Source organism: Tolypothrix sp. FACHB-123, from assembly GCF_014697075.1.
Classification (GTDB): Bacteria; Cyanobacteriota; Cyanobacteriia; order Cyanobacteriales; family Nostocaceae; genus Aulosira.
In genome coordinates this window covers 130,977-149,838 of the sequence record NZ_JACJRE010000009.1, presented here as the reverse complement: position 1 = coordinate 149,838, position 18,862 = coordinate 130,977, and the positions used below count along the sequence as shown (strand labels likewise).

Annotated in this window: 13 protein-coding genes and 1 pseudogene; 3 read left to right on the top strand and 11 right to left on the bottom strand. The window is 45.2% G+C overall.

Features of this window, described 5'->3' with window-relative positions:
- Window positions 1-23: 23 nt before the first annotated feature.
- Complete coding sequence (locus H6G41_RS09105) at window positions 24-1,199, bottom strand: hypothetical protein (protein ID WP_190745656.1); 1,176 nt, start codon at window positions 1,197-1,199, stop codon at window positions 24-26.
- A gap of 449 nt (window positions 1,200-1,648) precedes the next feature.
- On the opposite strand from H6G41_RS09105, the gene H6G41_RS09100 reads away from it, so the two are divergent.
- The 3 genes and pseudogenes from H6G41_RS09100 to H6G41_RS34595 form a co-directional block, all read left to right on the top strand.
- A complete protein-coding gene (locus tag H6G41_RS09100; protein ID WP_190745654.1) occupies window positions 1,649-2,935 on the top strand; it encodes an AAA-like domain-containing protein in 1,287 nt (428 codons plus the stop codon).
- Window positions 2,932-6,504: an AAA-like domain-containing protein gene (locus H6G41_RS09095; RefSeq protein ID WP_190745652.1), complete on the top strand. Its 3,573-nt coding sequence runs from the start codon at window positions 2,932-2,934 to the stop codon at window positions 6,502-6,504. Before H6G41_RS09100 ends, H6G41_RS09095 begins: the two co-directional genes overlap by 4 nt.
- A 174-nt stretch (window positions 6,505-6,678) precedes the next feature.
- A pseudogene (locus H6G41_RS34595) lies at window positions 6,679-6,804 on the top strand (IS982 family transposase); the annotation flags it as partial.
- 263 nt (window positions 6,805-7,067) lie between these two features.
- On the opposite strand, the gene H6G41_RS09080 reads toward H6G41_RS34595, so the two are convergent.
- The 10 genes from H6G41_RS09080 to H6G41_RS09035 all read right to left on the bottom strand — a co-directional run bounded on the left by H6G41_RS09080 (window position 7,068) and on the right by H6G41_RS09035 (window position 18,242).
- Window positions 7,068-7,895 carry a methyltransferase domain-containing protein gene (locus tag H6G41_RS09080; protein WP_190745650.1) on the bottom strand — a complete coding sequence of 276 codons (828 nt, stop codon included), beginning with the start codon at window positions 7,893-7,895 and terminating at the stop codon, window positions 7,068-7,070.
- 1,255 nt (window positions 7,896-9,150) lie between these two features.
- Entirely contained in the window at window positions 9,151-9,906 is a 756-nt protein-coding gene (locus H6G41_RS09075) for an SDR family oxidoreductase (RefSeq protein ID WP_185582087.1), read from the bottom strand.
- A 71-nt stretch (window positions 9,907-9,977) separates the two neighbouring features.
- Window positions 9,978-10,769, bottom strand: coding sequence for a CPBP family intramembrane glutamic endopeptidase (locus H6G41_RS09070; RefSeq protein ID WP_190587043.1), 792 nt, complete (start codon window positions 10,767-10,769; stop codon window positions 9,978-9,980).
- Between the two features lie 28 nt (window positions 10,770-10,797).
- Entirely contained in the window at window positions 10,798-11,535 is a 738-nt protein-coding gene (locus tag H6G41_RS09065; RefSeq protein ID WP_190745648.1) for a CPBP family intramembrane glutamic endopeptidase, read from the bottom strand.
- A 64-nt stretch (window positions 11,536-11,599) separates the two neighbouring features.
- Entirely contained in the window at window positions 11,600-12,556 is a 957-nt protein-coding gene (locus tag H6G41_RS09060; RefSeq protein ID WP_190745646.1) for a CPBP family intramembrane glutamic endopeptidase, read from the bottom strand.
- A 67-nt stretch (window positions 12,557-12,623) separates the two neighbouring features.
- Complete coding sequence (locus tag H6G41_RS09055; RefSeq protein ID WP_199316098.1) at window positions 12,624-13,082, bottom strand: peptidoglycan-binding protein; 459 nt, start codon at window positions 13,080-13,082, stop codon at window positions 12,624-12,626.
- A 161-nt stretch (window positions 13,083-13,243) separates the two neighbouring features.
- Window positions 13,244-13,801, bottom strand: a complete 558-nt coding sequence (locus H6G41_RS09050; protein WP_190745644.1) for a DsbA family protein — start codon at window positions 13,799-13,801, stop codon at window positions 13,244-13,246.
- 404 nt (window positions 13,802-14,205) lie between these two features.
- Window positions 14,206-14,799 carry a hypothetical protein gene (locus H6G41_RS09045; protein WP_190745642.1) on the bottom strand — a complete coding sequence of 198 codons (594 nt, stop codon included), beginning with the start codon at window positions 14,797-14,799 and terminating at the stop codon, window positions 14,206-14,208.
- Window positions 14,800-15,300: 501 nt separating this feature from the next.
- Entirely contained in the window at window positions 15,301-15,924 is a 624-nt protein-coding gene (locus tag H6G41_RS09040) for a response regulator transcription factor (RefSeq protein ID WP_190745640.1), read from the bottom strand.
- A complete protein-coding gene (locus H6G41_RS09035; RefSeq protein ID WP_199316103.1) occupies window positions 15,921-18,242 on the bottom strand; it encodes a PAS domain S-box protein in 2,322 nt (773 codons plus the stop codon). Before H6G41_RS09035 ends, H6G41_RS09040 begins: the two co-directional genes overlap by 4 nt.
- Window positions 18,243-18,862 lie beyond the last annotated feature (620 nt).

Genomic DNA, 18,862 nt, shown 5'->3' with positions numbered 1-18,862 from the left:
AGCGCTCAAAACTCAGCACTCAGCTATTTTTTGCTAAGAATCTTGCCACTGAGATTAACCGTGTAAGTCAGTGATTTCTGAAAATTTGTCACCGTGACATTCCAACCGTCAAGGCGCTGCGTTGGTATGCAAGGTTCATTAGGTGCAGCAGTGGGACTGCGGAAACAATAGAATCTTGGTGCAACTTGGGTAATGCTAAGATTAGCAATGGGTTTTTTCAAGTCTGATTGGGCGGCGTTGAATACTGTGCGAGCGATCGCAGTTGGTAAGTCATCAGTGCGGTTGGGAAGTCCGGCGATCGCTTCGGTGCGAAGATAAACTTTATCATTGCTAATGCGGTATATTTGCCGTGCTTGGGACTTTCCCGCCACAGTCACCCGATAGCCCCGGATTGTTTGTTGAGCGCAGGATTCTGCTAAATTCCCTAATCCTAAACAGCTATCAGTAAAGGTTTGAGGCTCGATTTTAGTAATCAAAACAACTGAGGGTAAGATTTGCAAGTGTTTGCTGGCAATACTCTTGATTTCGTTAACCACCGGAATCGGTAAGCCCCGTTCAATCACAGGATTACTACGTGCAATCAATTGTAAATCATCGGCTGTTTCACCTCGAAATACCCAGCGTTGGCGTTGGTGGGGAATGGTAATTTTCCAGCCTTGATTAATAATCGGATCGCAAGCATAAGGAAAAGAAATATTTTCACAACCACTTGCCCAAGTTGTCTTTTCAGATGAAATATTAGTTAATAAGGGTTCTCCAGGATAGCCCCACTGTTTCGCCTGTTGAATCGCTGCTGTGATCATTGCCGTTGGCGGAATTTCTTCGGCAGGTTTTCCCAGAGAATGGGTGTTTTGTCCGTTCATTTGCATTAAGACTCTAAATTTACCATTATCAGTGGTGAAATAGACCAAACTTTTATGCTGATCAGCGATCGCAATTTTCCAGTAAGGTACAGGATTGTACATCCAGGTATCGCCCTTACCAATTCGAGCAATTTGAACGACTTTTGCAGTATTATCAAGTTTCTCTTTGGCGATCGCATCTTGAAGCACTTGTTGAGCGATCGTCTTTGCTTGTGGTGTAGTCAAAATTTGCGGATTAGCAACGGTAGATTGTAAGGGAATTAGGGAACTAGAAAAAAGCAGACATCCGATAATAGTTGATTTTAATAAGGCTTGGTGGGAAAAGTGTTGCAGCATAAAAAATTGATTGAAAAATATCAGTAAATCTTGCAGTCTCAAGTTAGCTAATAAATACTTAGACTCAGGATTGAGTTACAGATTTGGAAACAAAATAAGGCGTTGCATAATTGCGGGATGATTTATCTCACGCAGAGGCGCAGAGACGCAGAGAGAATAAGGAGTGGGAGGTTTCAATAGCTCAAAATTCATCCCCTAATTTAGCAATGCCCAAAATACATATTTCAGTAGTTGCAGTCATATTTGTATGATGCTTGACGGTTACTGTCATTGTCAGCCGGAGGAAATCCGGTTGTTTGAGGCGATAAATTCCGGTTTTTTCCGGAAAAATCCTGCTAACTATTCCTCATTGCTAAGTAATCACGGTTTGTTCTGGTTGTTTGGGTATTAGGGGGAATTATTGAGAAATCCTATGTTAGAAGATAAACATCGCTTTCTAATTTAGGGTTATGAGCTTAGACGCTGGATTTCAATGGAATGCTGCTCAACAACTCGTCGATCAGTTGATGCTACAGACTACGCAAAAGCATCTGAGTGATGTTGAAATCCAAGTTTTGCAGGGTGCATGGGAAGGTAAAACCTATGAAGCGATCGCGGCTGAGTCTTATCTTACCGTGAAGTATGTTAGTGAAGTCGGCGGGCGGTTGTGGCAATTGCTTTCAGAAGCACTCCAAGAAGAGGTGAAGAAAACCAATTTTCGCCAAGCCCTTCAGCGACGATGGCAAACCCATCAGCCCCAATCTTACCAGGGAATGAAGCAACCATCTCGATGGGAATTTTGCTGTGCAGAGATTGATAAACCAGGGGCTTTACTCCGCATTAAAGCACCAATTCAGTTTGGGAAAACCACACTTATGGCGCAAATTCTCAAGTATGCTCAACAACAAGGATATCGGGCGATCGCTATCAATTTGCGGGATGCGGTTGCTGATGATTTTGGCAGTTTAGATAGTTTCTTACAGTGGTTTATTGCTAGTGTCACTTATGCGCTGAATTTAACGGTGGATATAGAAACTCATTGGCGCAAAAGTTTAGGCAATAGCAAAATCAAATGTAGAACTTATTTACAAAAATATCTCTTAACTGATGATATCCCCTTAGTCATTGCCTTAGATGAAGTAGATCGCCTATTTACTCATCAATTAATTGCCGGTGAATTTCTGGGAATGCTGAGAACTTGGCATGAAGATGCTAAAACCAAATTGCTTTGGACTCAGCTACGTCTGATAGTTCTACACACTGAAGTTTACACCCAGATTGACATTAACCAATCGCCATTTAACGCAGGTACAGAAATTCAACTGACAGAACTAAATTCCACAGAAATCCTCACTTTACTAAATCAGTATCAATTGCACTGGAGTCAGCAAGAGATAAAAAAATTAACTGCAATTGTTGGCGGACATCCTTACCTTGTCACCTTGACTTTACAATTTCTGGCTCAAAACCCAACTTCCCTTGAACAATTGCTCAATACCGCAGCAACTCCCAATAGTATCTACCGCAGCCATCTAGAAAGACAATGGCATAAGCTACAAACGCATTCTCATTTACTTGCACCATTGAAAGCGATCGCCTCAGCTGATGCTGCTATTTCCATTCAACCACACTTCCATCTCGATGATGTGGTGAAACTCTATGACTTGGGATTAATCCAGCTACAGCAACACCAAGTATCTATACGCTACGAACTTTACCGTCAATATTTTCGTGAACGTTTAGGAATTCAAACATGAACAATTACAACCATTATCAAGTCGGTGGTAGTTTACGAGAAGGTACCGAAATTTACGTTCGTCGTCAAGCTGATAGTGATTTATATACAGGACTAAAAGCGGGAATATTTTGCTATGTTCTCAACTCTAGACAGATGGGAAAATCGAGTTTACGAGTGCGTACAATGTCGCGCTTACAGTCAGAAGGATTTGTTTGTGTTGCTTTTGAAATGCGTGAACTCTGTGTTTATCAAGTGAGTGCAGATGAGTTTTATGGAGGATTTGTCAGCCATTTTGCTAGTGAACTTAACATTGAAATTGATTTAGAATCTTGGTGGTCTCAAAATACTTTACTACATCCATTTTTGCGGCTGAGTAAATTTGTGGAAGAAGTTTTACTAGCAAATATCTCTCAGCAAATTATCGTTTTTGTAGATGAAATTGACAGTATTCTCAATCTAGAATTTAAGGATGATTTTTTTGCTTTTGTGAGAGCCTGCTACAACAAACGCGCTGATAAACCCCAATTTCAAAGGTTAACCTTTGCCCTATTTGGTGTGGCTACACCCACTGATTTAATCGCCGATAATAAATTTACACCACTAAATGTAGATAGTCGCGCCATCGAACTTACAGGTTTTCAATTGTCTGAAGCTAAACCCCTGGAACAAGGCTTAATTGAGGTGGCTGCAAATCCTACCAAGGTGATGGCAGAAATTTTGGCTTGGACTGGTGGACAACCATTTTTAACTCAATGGTTATGTCAACTAATTAATACATCAAATACTTTTATTGCATCGGGATGGGAAACTTCAGCAGTAGAAGCGATTGTGCGATCGCAAATGATCGAACATTGGTTAGCAAATGACAGACAGCAGCATTTTCAAACAATTCGCGATCGCATTCTCCACAATAAATCTTTGGCTTGTTGGTCATTAGGACTTTATCAGCAATTGCTCAATCAAGGGGAACTTTCGGCTGAAGATAGCTGGGAGTTGATGCAGTTGTGTCTTTCTGGTTTGGTTGTCAAACGTCAAGGCAAATTGAGTATCTATAACCGCATCTATGCCACTGTGTTTGATTATACCTGGACAGAACAAGCTTTACGGGCTATCCGTCCCTATGGTGCAGAACTCGCCGCTTGGGAAATTTCTCAAGATGCTCAATATTTACTGCAAAATGAAGCATTGCAGTGGGCGTTAGTTTGGGCAAAAGGATTGAGTTTGAGTCATAGTGATTATCAATTTTTATCCGCCAGCCAAGCCCAAGAATTAGCGATCGCCCAATCCAAAACCCAAACAGCAATACAACAAGAAACTCAAGCAATTCAGCGATTAAAAACCGTGCAACATCAAACCAAAAAACGATTGCAAATTGGAGCGATCGCGCTTTCTGCGGCTGTAATTAGCACCATCGGCACGTTTTTTTACTTCCAGCAATCAGAACAGCAACTCAGAACCAATGCAGATATCTTAAATCTAGAACGAGAAGGAAGCCGAATTTTGCAAGTGCGTGCAGATGGGAACCAACTGAAGGATTTGCTAGGGGCGATGAAATCAGCGCAAAGGCTTAAACAATTGACCAAACAGCATTCTTTTAAACATTTACCCACCCACACGCCCTTATTTGCCCTACAAGCTGTTCTGTCCACGATTAATGAGCAAAATCGTTGGCATTTAGAAAGCCCGGCGGTAGCGATCGCCTTTAGCCGTGATGGACAAAAACTAGCAACTGGAGGCGAAGACGGGGCGATAACTCTTTGGACACTACAGGGAAAGAAAATTCAGACGATTAAAACTCACAAAACTAAAACTCTCCAGGGCTTCCCAATTTCCATTTCTTCTCTGAGTTTTAGTCCCGATGGTCAGTATATTTTATCTGCTGACTCCGACTATGAAATCCAGGTTTGGCATCTCAAAACAGGTACTCTTGTCAATAAGCTAAAACTCGATCAAGAAACTCTTAGCGATGTCCAATTCACAAATGACAACAATATTGTGGTAGTCAACGCCTTTGGCAAAGTTGCAGTCTTGAATTTGCAATGGAAATTACTTTATACCAGGCAGATTGCTCCACCTCAACAGGGTATTGACCTTACTATTAGTTTAGAAGGTGATGCAATTGTGTTTATCAATGCCCAAGGAAAACCAGAAGTTAGAGACATTAAAACTGGTGCTTTAATCAAAACCTATCCTAACATCACCCATAATTTAGGCAATAACCTTTGGCACAGTTTCCGCCAAAAAGATGGTGCTTACATTTCCGCCAATCTCAACACCCTCAAATTATGGCATCCAGACGGAACTTTACAAGCAGAAATCAAAACTCATCAATTGCTGGTTTCTGGTTTTAGTTCTAGCTTTGATGGTTCTATCATCGCCACGAGTCACCCAGATGGGATGCTGAAACTCTGGAAAATCCATCCTCAAAAAATCTCCCCTGCATTAACACCACCAATACAAACGCCCCGTGTAGTTGTGGGAAATCAGCAACCCATCAACCGCATACAAATACCGGGTGAAAAACTAAAAATTGCTGGGGCAAAATCTGATGCTCAAAATAGAATTATGGATGCCACTCTGAGTCCTGATGGACAGACAATTGCTGCCACAAAATTCAATGGAGAAATGACATTATATCGGGCAGATGGCAGCGAACTCAGAACAATACAAACTAATCTCCCGGAAAGTGTGATTAAATTTAGTCCCGATGATTCGCGCTTAGTTTTGTTATCAATTCGTCAGCAAAAAATACAATTCAGGTTAGCAAATGGGGATCTAATTCAAGAGATGGATGCGGCTCATTATAAACCAGGAATCGAATTTAGTCCTGATGGCAAAGAGTTGGCAATTTCTGGTAATCAACCCGATAAAATTCAACTTTGGAGTAGTGAAGGTAAATTTTTAAAGACTATCAAAGATGCAGATTCCCTCTACTTTAGCCCCAACAATCAAACCTATATTACAGTAACTTCTGGTAATACCCCCACACGCACCCTGCGCTTGTGGAGAAGAGACGGAAAACTGCTCAAAACCCTATCAGGACAACCAAATGAAATCACAGCAATGGGATTTTCCCCCAGGGGACAGTTTATGGTTGGCGATCGCTTTGGTAAAATGGTAATCTGGTCGGCTGAGGGTAATCTCATACAAACCCTCAATCATGGCGCAGCAATCATTGATATCGCTCACCGTAACGATGGACAGCAGTTGGCGACGCTGGGAATTGATCAAAATATCAAAATTTGGCGTTCTGATGGTACGCTCATTCGTACACTCGAAACCAATCAAATTGGTCGCTTTCAATTTAGCCCAGACGGGCAATTGTTGATTGCTAAGACTATTGATAGCACAATCCATATTTGGCAAGCCGACGGCACACCCATCACTCGCATCCCTATGGGTGGTGCATTTAATTCATTCCTCAATTTTACCCCAGATGGCAACCGCTTGATTTCTAGCAGTGGGTCAATGCTCTATTCTTGGAACCTGAATCTTGACGATCTCCTCACCCAAGGTTGTAATTGGCTGGGCGACTATTTCCACAACCATCCCCAGGAGTTGCAGCAACTCCCATCTTGTCGTAAATAACCTGAGTTCGGGATAAGGAAAGAGACAAGTAGTAAGCTAAAAATAACGTCAAATCCAGCACCTATCTTATGTTTAGTTGAGATGCTTTATTTTTCTATGTAGATGATTTCTGTAAGGCGTTTGAAAGTCAATGGCACAAAAAGCTGTTGGTACATGGAGTCAGCAGACTGATTCCGGCGCTTAAGTCTGTGTTTGAGTGAAATCATGACGATACTGATTGCATTCCATCAAAATCACTACCGGAATTTTAAGCATTTTTATTTGAATCATGTTCAACAGCAATGGAGTTGTGCTTTAGTTGAGCAGTGGAAGCCAAAAGCATGGCGTGATGATTATTTTGAACTACCAATTTTGGAATCGCCAGGGCAAAGATGGTGGAATGCCGCAGCATCAATGTGGGGGTATGATGTGCGTAATCAACTTGTTGCTGATGTTTGCTATGAAGACAGCAGAGAATTCATCAAATTCACCAATGGCACAGAAATAAAGGTAGAGACTGCTTGGCGCTGGGAATGGGAACGAGTTTTGAAATATGCAACTAGTTGAAAGCTTTGACCCACTGCTTACTCTTTACGAGCAACAACGTAGTAAATTAATTCCTCATGCCATACGCCCTGCTCGGTTTCTAGGGTAGCTATCTCATCATCATAACTTGCTTTAATTTGGCTAATTTTTTCCGATTTTAATTCCCGTAGTGGATTATCGGTATGTAGCCAGAATTGACCATTCCATCTACTTTGAGCTGTTTCTAAGCTCAGATAAGTTCCCAGTTGTCGAGGATGAATTTCGATTTGAGTAAAATTGGCTTGAGTTAATAGTTGTTGAATTCGCTCTGGTGTTCCTAATGGTTTATGCAGATTGGGAAGTGTGACTCCATGTTTTGCACAAGCTTCTAGAATCGACAATGCTAAATATGAATCTTCAGACGAGCAGGTAAAAGCGATAAATCCGCCTTCTTTGAGAAAACGATACCAATTTTTGAGAACCTTAGGAATGTTGGGGAAAAGTACGATCGCGAAAGAACAATAGATCGCATCAAACTCATTCGATTCAGGCTGATAAGCTTCAGCATCAACTTCAATTAATTGAACATTAGATAAGTTTTCGGCTTGAATTTTCTGTTGAGCAATCTTCAGTAATTCTGTTGCAATGTCAATTCCAATCACAGAACCCCTGGTGCCGACTTTCTTAGCAGCTTCGAGCGCAATATTTCCCGTTCCCGTTGCTACATCTAAAACCTGTTGTCCAGGAAATAGAGTTGTATAGTCAAAAAGTGCGACTGCACGATTGCGAGTGACATCATTATCATAATTTGTCCTCGCATTGTAGAAATTGATAACTTCCTGTTTATACATCATCGTGCTTAATGTTTTTAACTGGGCGTTTAGCAAACACTTTTGGGAATTTAGCACAGGCAGTAAGGATAGGAATATTTAATTTTTGGAGCAAATTAATTTTGCTTTTCCTCCCCAACCGGAAACCGCCGTCTCAAGAGAAGGCGTTATCACGACTCCATCGCACAATCCTCTGCTTCTTCGCCCACTCAAAGGGAGCACTCACATCACTTGTTACACGGGTGAACGAAATTTTGTGTGGGATTTCTGGCTAAGTATCCAAAAAATGACCCTCCACACTCCCCAAACTCCCCACACCTTTTTTCGCTCACCCGATTTCCCATAACCAGGGGTGACAAAAAACTGGGGCTTATTCATGGTGTTCCTTGTGTAGTATGTTTGACTCTATCTCGCGTTGCTGAAACGAGTTTGTTTCGGCAGCATCCGATTTAGACACTAATGCTCAGAATTCACTTGCCATGTAATCACAATGAGTTCTACAAACGGTAAAACAACTATTAGCCGCCAAAACGCTCCTAAAATGGCTTCCATCGTCCAGTTCTGACTCTGAATCTCCCAGATCATCCAAACAATATAGAATCCAATCACCAACCAGGGTAGAATTACCGATGAATTCCGTCTGCGATAGAAGCGGATCGTCCTCTCGCGCCAAAATGGGAAGGTGCTGAGGAGACAAAAAATGTAGGAGGTTCCTGCACTGATGAACAAGCTTCTTTGAAGACCCGAAGACAGGTTTGGGTATCCAAGTGCGATCGCACTCAGGCAAACTCCGAGCGCGAGGTAAAGAAAAGTAAACAAGGTAAATCGTTTCATTGTTTCTTCTCCGGTGAAGCTTATTCTCTGTACCACACACGCACACATTGAAAGCAATTGACTGTAACGCCCTGGCTGATCATCACTGGGTAGAAACCATTACTGACCGTCACTCCGTAGACACCATCACTTGTGCCTTCTATCCGATCTGGTAAAACAACAGTTTCAACATTGATTACCTGTATTGTTTTACTTTCGATCCACTGATTGACAGCACTAACAACCTCAGAGAAGGATTCATACTCAGAAGGTCCGCCGAAAGGTCCCCGTTTAGTAATCCGAGGCGCAAAATCTTTGCACTTAATCATTTTATCTACCACTTAAAATTGTAAAATTGACCCTCACTTCAAGGAACCATTGTGATTTGATTTGTTGATGGCTTTTGGTTTCTAGATGGTCGATGACCGCTTTCCACGCAGAACCATCATGCCAGGAGCCATGAACTAAGACAAAAGTTGACATAGAATCTCTCCTTGAATTAACTCACTGTATATCCGCCATCGATCGCTAAGGATTGTCCCGTGATGTAGCTAGCAGCATCAGAGCAGAGAAACACAACCGCTTGAGCAATTTCTGCTGCCTGACCGATACGACCCATCGGAACCATAGACCCGAGATCATCAAACGTTATGCCCATCTGGTCAGCGCTACGAGCCATTAGGTCAGTCGCAATGGGACCAGGATTGACGGCATTAATCCGAATGCCCTGTTTGGCATAATCGAGGGCAGCCGATCGCGTCAGCCCCATCACCGCATGTTTGCTGGCAACGTAAGGAGAGATCCCTGGAAGCGCAACGAGACCATTCGTTGATGAATTGTTCACGATCGCGCCTGAGCCTTGAGTTAGCATCTGTTGAATTTCATATTTCATACAGAGGAATAGCCCTCGCGCATTGACCGACAGAATCTTGTCAAAATCCTCGATCAATTGTTCATGCAGCGGTTTAACAACCCGATCGATTCCAGCATTGTTAAAGGCACAGTCGAGTTTGCCGTAGGTTGCGATCGCTGTCTGCACCAATTCCCGAACATCTGCTTCACTCGATACATCTGATTTGACGAACAAGCATTCTGCCCCAGTCTCGCGAATCAAATCAGCAGTTTCTTCACTTTCTACACTGCGTATGTCTGAGAAGACAACTTTTGCTCCAGCAGCACCGAATGCGATCGCAGTTGCTCGACCAATTCCCGATGCGCCTCCAGTGACTAACGCCACTTTATCCTGAAGTATCATTCTATTTCTCCTAAAATCCAAGTTTGGTTGTTCTCTCTTGAAATAATCATGAAATCGCTTTAGAAAAAAGCTTAGACAAATCTTGCAAGCATTAGGCTAAGAGCAAAGGAAAAGGCATGAAAGCTGATATGGGCTAACATTGCAGCCTCAAGTGAATATTGCCAAAAGAGCCAGCCAAACGCAATCCCCGCAATCCCATTCAGTAACAACGCCCGAATAATCACAACTGGAGTGAGGGGAACGATCGCAGCAGTCGCTGGCAGGTGTAGTAGTCCAAATACCAAAGCGGCTAGAACGATCGCACCCTGGTAAATCCCTTGACTTGGCAACGTAACGCCTTGTTTTAGCCCTTTCCATGCAATCCAAACAAGCAGCGACATTAAACCCCAGCGCATCAAAATTTCCTCAGTGATGCCGCCATAGAACATTGCTGTGAGCAAATTCAACCAACTTGGCTCTGTATTATTTGCTGCCCGTAGCGCTTCCGGTAGGACAGGTTGCATCAACTGATCGAGCAACAAGAGAACGATCGCCGCCGCTGCACCCACACCCAAGCTCCACTTCATCTCAACGGCAAAAGATGGAGACTTAGCGGTGTGAAACACCCAATGATCAATCAAATGGGAGCTTAATCCAACACGATAGGCACAACCAATTCCGATAAGAATGCTGATTGCCAGTAGAATTGAATACTGTAGTCCTTGCAGAAGCATTAAAATCCCCAATGTTGGCACTTTTTCCAGTATTTCTGGAGACTGTTTCGCTAACTGTTGCTCGATTAAAGGAATAGACGTGATCGTGAACATGACAATTCCCACACTGCCCAATACAAATAAAATCCCGAATTGTTTCAGAATTGCCATTGGTTTAACCTCCAGATGATCCGTCCTATTAGCCCATGCCAACGAACACCATCACCGGAATTGTGGGCAGGTTGAAAACAATATGAACGACGAGACCGGGCCAGATCGATCCGCTGCGACGGAAGACCTCAGCGGTAGCAAGACCCGCCACAATGGCCGCAGGAAAAACGATATTGATACCGTGCATGAGGGCGAAGATCAAGGTGCTGCCCACGACCCCAACGAACAGACCGTAGCGCAGCAGCGCGTTGGTGACGATGCCCCGGTAGAGCAGTTCCTCGCCAAAGGGTGAGAAGACGCTGATGAACACCGTAGACAAAACCAGAGACAGTAACCCGCCACGACCACCCTCTGCGTAAACATCCTGGACATTGTCCGTGTCCCCGGTGATCTGGATCCAGACCATGATCGCCAGACCCTTGAGTACAAAGGCAACCAGCCCTACGCCAACACTGGTCAGAAGCCAGCGACTGGAGGTTCGGCGTACACCGAAGGCACTCAGGGAACGGATCCGCAGCCGCGCGGCTGCCGTGAACGCGATGAGGGTGGCGACGCCGGTCCATGCAGTCAAGATCAGTCCGTGGACCACGGGGTCAAGACCGAGTTGCTTGAACAGCGAAACGCCGCCGAACCCTATGATTAAATAGACGATGAGTCCGACGATAATCTCGGACCAGCCCGGACGGGAGGTATTGCTAGGCCGAACCGAGGACGCGGAAGGGGGCTTTCCCGACTCCCCCAGGTGATTTGAAGAAACACGAGGCATGATAATTGACTCCTTTTATCGGGTTGCTGACTTCAGTTGCTGATGGGTTCGGGATTTGCCGGGGTCACCAATGACCCTTCTGGTGGCTCTGGGAAAAGGATTGGGGCGACTCCTGCTTGAACACCCCGTAGGCGATCGCCAGGAACACGGGTACTGCAACCAGCATTGATAGTGCCCCGTAGGTCGCGTGGTACTTGCTGATTGTGAACAGAGCAGGTGAGGGCAAGGCACTTCCAGTGATGTCGAACAGGATTGCCCCGCTGATGTTGTTCGCGAAGTGTACGCCGATGGCGAGTTCAGTGGTTCCGTCAATCAACGAGACCACAGTCCACACCAGACCCGGAACGAGGAAGTAGTTGGAAAAGATCGTGAGCCAGCCGCCCACGCTTACCTCCGGGTTGAGGAGGTGCGGCAGCGTAAATATTACGGCTGGCACGAGCGCCAGAAAGACGCGGTTAGACCAAACAAGGCTCGCCCCCTGCACAATGTATCCGCGAAAGAAAAGCTCCTCGGTGGTAGTCTGGATCGCGGTAAGAACCAGTGCGATCGGGACGAAGAGAGCGAACGTTAAGAGGTCGGAGTTAAAGGAGAAGGTATTCGGGTAGAACAGATACTGCCCCAGCCCACCGATCAGGCAGTACGGCACGAACCAAGCTACGAATCCGTGACCGACCCGGTGCCAGTCTATCCGCTCCCGCGCCGTGACGAGCGTCCGGGGGTGGCGGCGGTGGACGAGGGAGACAGCGATCAGGACTCCCGCGAGGAAGAACAAGAAACTCGCCATGACAAACAGGTAGTATTCCACGGGACCGAGCACTGAGGGGTCTGCCTGTCCGCCGAGCGCGAACGCGACGAGTACGCTAGCACCACTACCCACAACCAACCACGCAAAGAGGATGATCATCAGCCCCAGAGGATACCGCCACCACCGATACTTACCCCACCCGGCAGCATCCACGTAAGTCGCGTCTTTCACTTCCGTTCCGCTTCCCTGATGTCCTTGGGTTGCTTTAATCCTCATCTGTGTCTCCTTGATTTGTGCGTGGATGTAGTGCTTGGATCTGACCGCCAGTTACCTGGGAGGACGTTTACATTTTCCAGGGGAGCGGCGATCGATAGGGATTCTCCCGCATATCCAGCACTTCCCAAGTCACAGGGTTAACCTGTCCTGTAACGGGGATGTTGTAGCGTCGTTGTAAATCTCTCACCGCAGATTCTGTAATCGCGCCAAATGCACCATCAATAACCGCACCCCTCGGATTTCCCAACCTGACTCCAGCAGCATTTAAGAACCCATTATCTAAGAGAATTTGCTGCAACATTTGCACTCTTCTACCGCGATCGCCCTGTCTCAAGGTTGGTAATGTGATATTCGTATAGGCAGTAGCGACCAGCATCGGAGAGGGTTGAGATGGAGGAGTGGCGATCGCCGGATGCATTCGCAAAACCCCACCTACTCCCGTTATAACGATGATTGATAGAGTGGTTTTAGCAAGCATCCCAGTGATTCTAGAAATTGAGCGTCGTGTTGTAGTTAATTTCATCATCTTTCTCCTGTTTGTCGCTATGAATAATTCGTATCGTGTTAGCGAACCTGTTTTGGGGTCATTCCAGTGAGGCGTTTAAGTTCAACAAAACAGGCAAAAGCTAGCCATCACGCATTCGATAGCTTACTAGCACTAACAAACAAGTCAGATATGAATAGAGCTTAGTGACTTGCAGCAACAATGGCTGTCATCAACTCTGCCATTTTCCAGCGCCCAGTATATCGAATGTTATTGATAAATAGGGCTGGAGTAGCCGTTATTCCACTCTTGCATCCACTTTCGATATCTTCATTGACACGATCGACATGCACTTGTTTAGACAACTCTTTAAGAAATTGAGGGATATCAAGCCCTAAATCATTGGCGTACTCTACAAGATAACCATTTTCTAACTTCTGTTGATGGGCAAACAAAGTGTCGTGCATTGACCAAAACTGTCCCTGAGCGGCGGCGGCAACGGCTGCTTGGGCTGCCCGTTGAGCTTGGGGATGAATCTGTGCTTGCGGAAAATGACGGAAGATAAAGCATAAATCATCTTCTCCAAAAGAAGTACTAAGTTCTCCTTTGAGCAATTTAATCAGCTTGTAAACATCCGCACTTTTAGAGCATTGATAGTCTCCATACATCACCAGCACGACCTTAGCACTCAGCACACCTCGCATCCAATCCTGGATTGAAGGGGTTACAAGTAAGGAACTGTGGCTATGATCGTCGTTCATTTTTATACATTTGCATCAAGCATGGAACCTGGCAATTTACTTACTCAATCCATTGATTGCGTAACTGTTTGCATAAATTCAATATAGGAGATCGCCTTCAAGCTGTCGTCTATAGCAAGTTAAAATTTTTACAGTATAAATTGATAGAGTAACCATGCCATCGTGGAGTAGAAAGCTGGTTCTAACTCAAGTTAGAATTCCAATTCTATCGAAAGTACGCCTCATAAATTAACAATGCCGCGTTTAACGGCAACAATTACAGCTTGGGTGCGTTCGTCCTTGACGTTGCCGTAGGCATCGCTCACATCTAACTAGCAATAAGAAGCACCTCCTACAACCAGGATAAGTACGATCCTGGTTGCAAAATGGCGGGTTTAAGCATTGATATTTGCTGGCTCCTACACTCAGTCGCGATCGCTGGCACGATCGATCAGTGCGTTTGAGGGCAAGCTCGGATCAAGTACCTTGCGCGCACTGTCAACCCCTACAACGGGCAGTGTACCCGGATCAAGCATACCGAGTTGAACCAATACACTCGCCTGATCCCAGTAGAGGTGTTCGTGGGCTAGTTTGTCGTCACGAAACTGAACAATTACTACCAATGCCACTTCAACCCGTTTAAGAGTCGGAGCAATGCCAGGTAGCATCCAGTCCATCTGGATGGTATGAGTGAACTTAACTAGCATTTCATCGACGAGTTGATTGGTCCCGATTGTGCGCGAGACCGGAGTCAGCTCCATGTCCGGCGGCATCTGTGGAATGAAGTACTTGGAATAAAACTCGCGCAGTGCCGGTTTCCCTACTCCCCCAATCATTACCGGAATGCCGTTAACGTAAGCATCCTCAACCATCGTGGCGAGGGTATCTTCAGTGTTGTGAGCGTCAAACTCAAGCCGCAGATGCTCATCCCAGAGTTCTTGCAAAAACTCCTGGGCTGGTGTCAAGTTGCTAGTTACCTTTTTATTTGCTTGTTCGTCTACAAATTGCTGTTTGACCATGATTGGATTCTCCTAGTTCTATTTATTTCAAAAGCTGGGATTGACAATTAGCTTTGGGGTATTTTGTAGCTCCATTACCGCCTCGTCCTTTTTTCCGAAATTTTGAAGACTTTAAATTCTTTCAAGGTGTGATGACACCTGACTCCTGAGAAAGCTAATGGGTTTCCTTTTAGCGTCTACTCTTCCCGGCGGAAAACTTCGGATATCAACCGTGTAAAGGCACCAGATTGGTCGTATGAATCAGGATTTGAGCGTTTGCGATCGCCCGCTTCCGTCCCCTTTACATTTCTTTAGAGACAGCCTCTTACCGCTCTCAAGGAGCATGATTTGCCTGATTGGATGCACTATTTGCATAAACTCAATATAGGAGATCGCCTTCAAGCTGTCGTCTATAGCAAGTTAAAATTTTTACAGTATAAATTGATAGAGCAACCATGCCATCGTGGAGTAGAAGGCTGGTTCTAACTCAAGTTAGAATCCCAATTCTATCGAAAGTACGCCTCATAAATTAACAATGCCGCGTTTAACAGCAACAATTACAGCTTGGGTGCGATCGCTCACATCCAATTTATTCAAAATCCGATTGACATGAGATTTGACAGTGCCTTCACCAATACTCAAAGCAGCTGCAATATCGGCATTGCTCATTCCCTGAGCCAGTGAGCGGAGTACTTCTAGTTCTCGTTCACTCAGTTCTGGATTACTGAGGCGCTGTGCCAACTTTGCTCCTACATCCGGCGGAATATACTGCTGACCCCGATGAACGGTGCGAATCGCATTCAGAAGCTCGTCAGGTTCAGTTTCTTTCAACAGATATCCTTTTGCGCCTGCCTGCAATCCCCGATAGATATCTTCGTCACTATCATACGTGGTCAGTACAATAATCCGAGCAGATTTAGCAGTAGCACAAATTGCACCGATGGCGGCAACTCCTTCCACTTCAGGCATTCGCAGATCCATGAGCGTGACATCCGGTTGGTGTTCCCCAAATAGAGCGATCGCTTGTTCCCCATTTTCGGCTTGGGCAATCACCTGCATATCTGGGTCACGGTTAATAATGGTGGCTAATCCTTGCCGAAAAATAGCATGATCGTCTGCAATGAGAACCCGAATGGCTTGGCTCATTGTGATGCCTCCCGATCGACGGTAACAATCATCTCTGTTCCTTCTCCAGGTTGACTCCGAATCGTGAGTTGTGCGCCGATGCGCTCTGCCCGTTCGCTCATGCCTAGTAAGCCAAAACCAAGAGAGGCTGGAATACTCCCAACTCCAAAGCCCTGTCCATTGTCTCTCACGCGCAAGCAAAACTGATCGTGATCGTAGATTAGCTCCACTCGAATTTCATCAGCATTGGCGTGTCGAATCGCATTGGTTAAGGCTTCCTGCCCAATCCGCAGTAGATTACTCTCGACTTCAGTCGGCAGAGAATATACTGCACCCTCAATCTCATAATATAAAGTGGTATCCATTGCGGCAGTTCTGAGTTGAGCAACGAGACGATGTAGAGCGCTCTGTAGACTGCCTTCCTCCAAAAGCTGAGGACGGAGCGCTACTACCGATCGCCGCGCTTCAACCAGTCCAGTTCGCGCCAATTCTTTGATCAGGTCTAGGTGTGCCTCAGTTGCTTCTACATCATCCGTTAGCACCTGTTTTGCCGCTCCCACCTGAGCCAGAATGCCTGTAAACGCCTGAGCGAGTGTGTCGTGAATTTCACGCGCCATGCGGTTGCGTTCTTCCAAAATTGAGGCTGCTTCTGCTCGCTTTTGCAGCGTAATATCTCGCGCTATCCAAATCACCTGTTCGTGCCGAATCGGTGCAATGCGAGCCGAAAACCAGATTTCTCGTCCAGCTATCCACTGGCTGTATTCAACTGTGAGTACTTGTTGGGTTCTCAGCACCTGCTGAATGTAACTCAGGAATTCATCGGCTTGTTCCGTATCATAGAGTTGATGCAGTGTTTTACCAATATACTCCTCCCTATGCAACTCTCCATATGACGGATTTCCTTTGATTGCGCCGATCACTTGCCCTTTAGCATTGAAAACACACAGCGGATCAGGAATGGCTGAAAAGAGCGCCCGTAGCTCTGCTTCAGAGGCTTGCAATGCTACTTCTGCCTGTTTGCGATCACTAATATCCGCAAGCACCCCTTCGATGTAGTCATCGTCTGCATTCAGATAAGAAGAGAAAAGCCCCCAAAACACTGTCCCATCTCGTTTTCGCATCTGTGCTTCAAAGCTTCGCACTTCCCCATCCCGCTTCATCACCTCAATGCCTTGTTGGCGATCGCTGGGATTGACCCAATAGCCTATAGTGTGTTCAATTCCAATAATCTCTTGGGGTGAATCAAAACCAAACAGATCGGCAAAGCGTTGATTGGCATTGAGAATTAAGCCATCATCGGTGCGGGTTCGGTAGATACCAACCTGTGAGTTTTCAAAAATAGTTCGGAACTTGGCTTCACTGCGTTGTAATGCCTCTTCTGCTTGTCTACGCTGGGTGGTGTCATTGCCAACCGATAAGATTTCAACGACATCTCCCTGTTCATTGAAGATGGCTTGATTTGACCAAACAACCCAAACTCGCCGACCGTCTCGACACAGGTTTTCACCCTCGCCTTGCGGGTACGATTGAGGATTACGAAGTAAATCATGGACAAAGGGTCTCACATCGCGTCCAGAGATTTCGATGTCTGGAATGATTGTTTCAAATAAGGTTCGCCCTAAAATCTGATGTTCTTCATAGCCAAGAAGTTTTACCCCATAATCATTGATGTAGCGAATCCGTCCTTGCGGATCATAGCGAATGATCACGGAATTCGCGGTTTGTAGCAGGTTGCGATAATTTGCTTCACTTTGTCTCAATGCGGCTTCGGTTTGTTGCCGTTCCGCGATCTCCTGCTGCAAAGCTTGAGTTTGCTCTTCTACATTCCTTTCCAGTGTTTCAGAATAATCCGATAACCGTTCATATAACCGAGCATTCTCCAGTGAAATTGCTACCTGAGCAATCAACAGTTTAAGGACTTGTAAGCGATCGCTAGTAAACACTCCGGTACTGAGATTGTTCTCCAGATAAAGTATGCCAATCAGCTGATTTTGCTTAAGAATGGGCATACACAGGAGCGATCGCGTCTGTTGGTTTTGAATATACCGATCAGTCAAAAAAGACGGTTCGCTGATTGCATCATCAAACACCAGAGTTTCAGATGTGCGTTCTACTGATTGGATGACGGAGACAGGAATTGTTGCACAGCCAGCAACAGCGATCTTTTCCAGGTTACACTGTCTACTCCCACTGCACTGAGCCACAACAGTGAGCCGATCATCTTCCAGGAGAACCAGAGCGCCAGTTTCGGCTCCGGCATTTTCTATCACTACCTGCATCAACGTTGCAGTTAATTGATCGAGATGGATCATTTCTGAGATGGCTTGAGCCGCTTTCATCGCCGCAGCCAAATCTATCGCCGCAGTCGGATGACGGATCGTTTCATCGGTCACGATTGAATGTGATTGCCGAACTAGGTTGGTGTTGAGGAGTTGTGGATAGCGTTTTTCTAAATCTTTAACTTTAGCAGTTGCGCCCCAGCGATCATAGCAATAGTGCGCCTCTTTCATGTAGGTTTGGGCAATTTTTGACCGACCTCGCGCCAGATAATGTTTTGCTGCTAATTCATAGGCGAGTGCTTCTTCCTGGATCAACTCATTTTCAGCAGCACCTGCGATCGCTCGCTCGTAAAACTCTTCAGCCTCAAAAAATTGCCCTAAGACTCGCGCTTTTTCTGCCTCGACTAGATGAAATTTATGTAGATAATTCATGGGAGTGTGTTCTGCCCATTTCTGCATCTTTTCTTGGTTGATGTTAACACAATTGAACCAAGCTACTTTTTGGGAGTTTGAAGCATCGAGCGGTAGGCTCAAAAGCGCCAGAGAGTGATACAAACAGAATACAGGTAAAACTGTTATTGCTGTCACCTCTTCAAAATGTTGCCTTGCCACAACATCGGTTTGTACAGCTTGATTATATTCTCCACATAGATAACACAGTATAACTTTGTCTAGATACA

What these genes read in the sequence shown, in the direction of transcription:
- H6G41_RS09100 (WP_190745654.1), top strand. Translation starts at nt 1,649, where the DNA reads ATGAGCTTAGACGCTGGATTTCAATGGAATGCTGCTCAACAACTCGTC.
- H6G41_RS09055 (WP_199316098.1), bottom strand. Translation starts at nt 13,082, where the DNA reads ATGATGAAATTAACTACAACACGACGCTCAATTTCTAGAATCACTGGG.
- H6G41_RS09095 (WP_190745652.1), top strand. Translation starts at nt 2,932, where the DNA reads ATGAACAATTACAACCATTATCAAGTCGGTGGTAGTTTACGAGAAGGT.
- H6G41_RS09060 (WP_190745646.1), bottom strand. Translation starts at nt 12,556, where the DNA reads ATGAGGATTAAAGCAACCCAAGGACATCAGGGAAGCGGAACGGAAGTG.
- H6G41_RS09035 (WP_199316103.1), bottom strand. Translation starts at nt 18,242, where the DNA reads ATGAAAGCGGCTCAAGCCATCTCAGAAATGATCCATCTCGATCAATTA.
- H6G41_RS09065 (WP_190745648.1), bottom strand. Translation starts at nt 11,535, where the DNA reads ATGCCTCGTGTTTCTTCAAATCACCTGGGGGAGTCGGGAAAGCCCCCT.
- H6G41_RS09105 (WP_190745656.1), bottom strand. Translation starts at nt 1,199, where the DNA reads ATGCTGCAACACTTTTCCCACCAAGCCTTATTAAAATCAACTATTATC.
- H6G41_RS09070 (WP_190587043.1), bottom strand. Translation starts at nt 10,769, where the DNA reads ATGGCAATTCTGAAACAATTCGGGATTTTATTTGTATTGGGCAGTGTG.
- H6G41_RS09045 (WP_190745642.1), bottom strand. Translation starts at nt 14,799, where the DNA reads ATGGTCAAACAGCAATTTGTAGACGAACAAGCAAATAAAAAGGTAACT.
- H6G41_RS09040 (WP_190745640.1), bottom strand. Translation starts at nt 15,924, where the DNA reads ATGAGCCAAGCCATTCGGGTTCTCATTGCAGACGATCATGCTATTTTT.
- H6G41_RS09050 (WP_190745644.1), bottom strand. Translation starts at nt 13,801, where the DNA reads ATGAACGACGATCATAGCCACAGTTCCTTACTTGTAACCCCTTCAATC.
- H6G41_RS09075 (WP_185582087.1), bottom strand. Translation starts at nt 9,906, where the DNA reads ATGATACTTCAGGATAAAGTGGCGTTAGTCACTGGAGGCGCATCGGGA.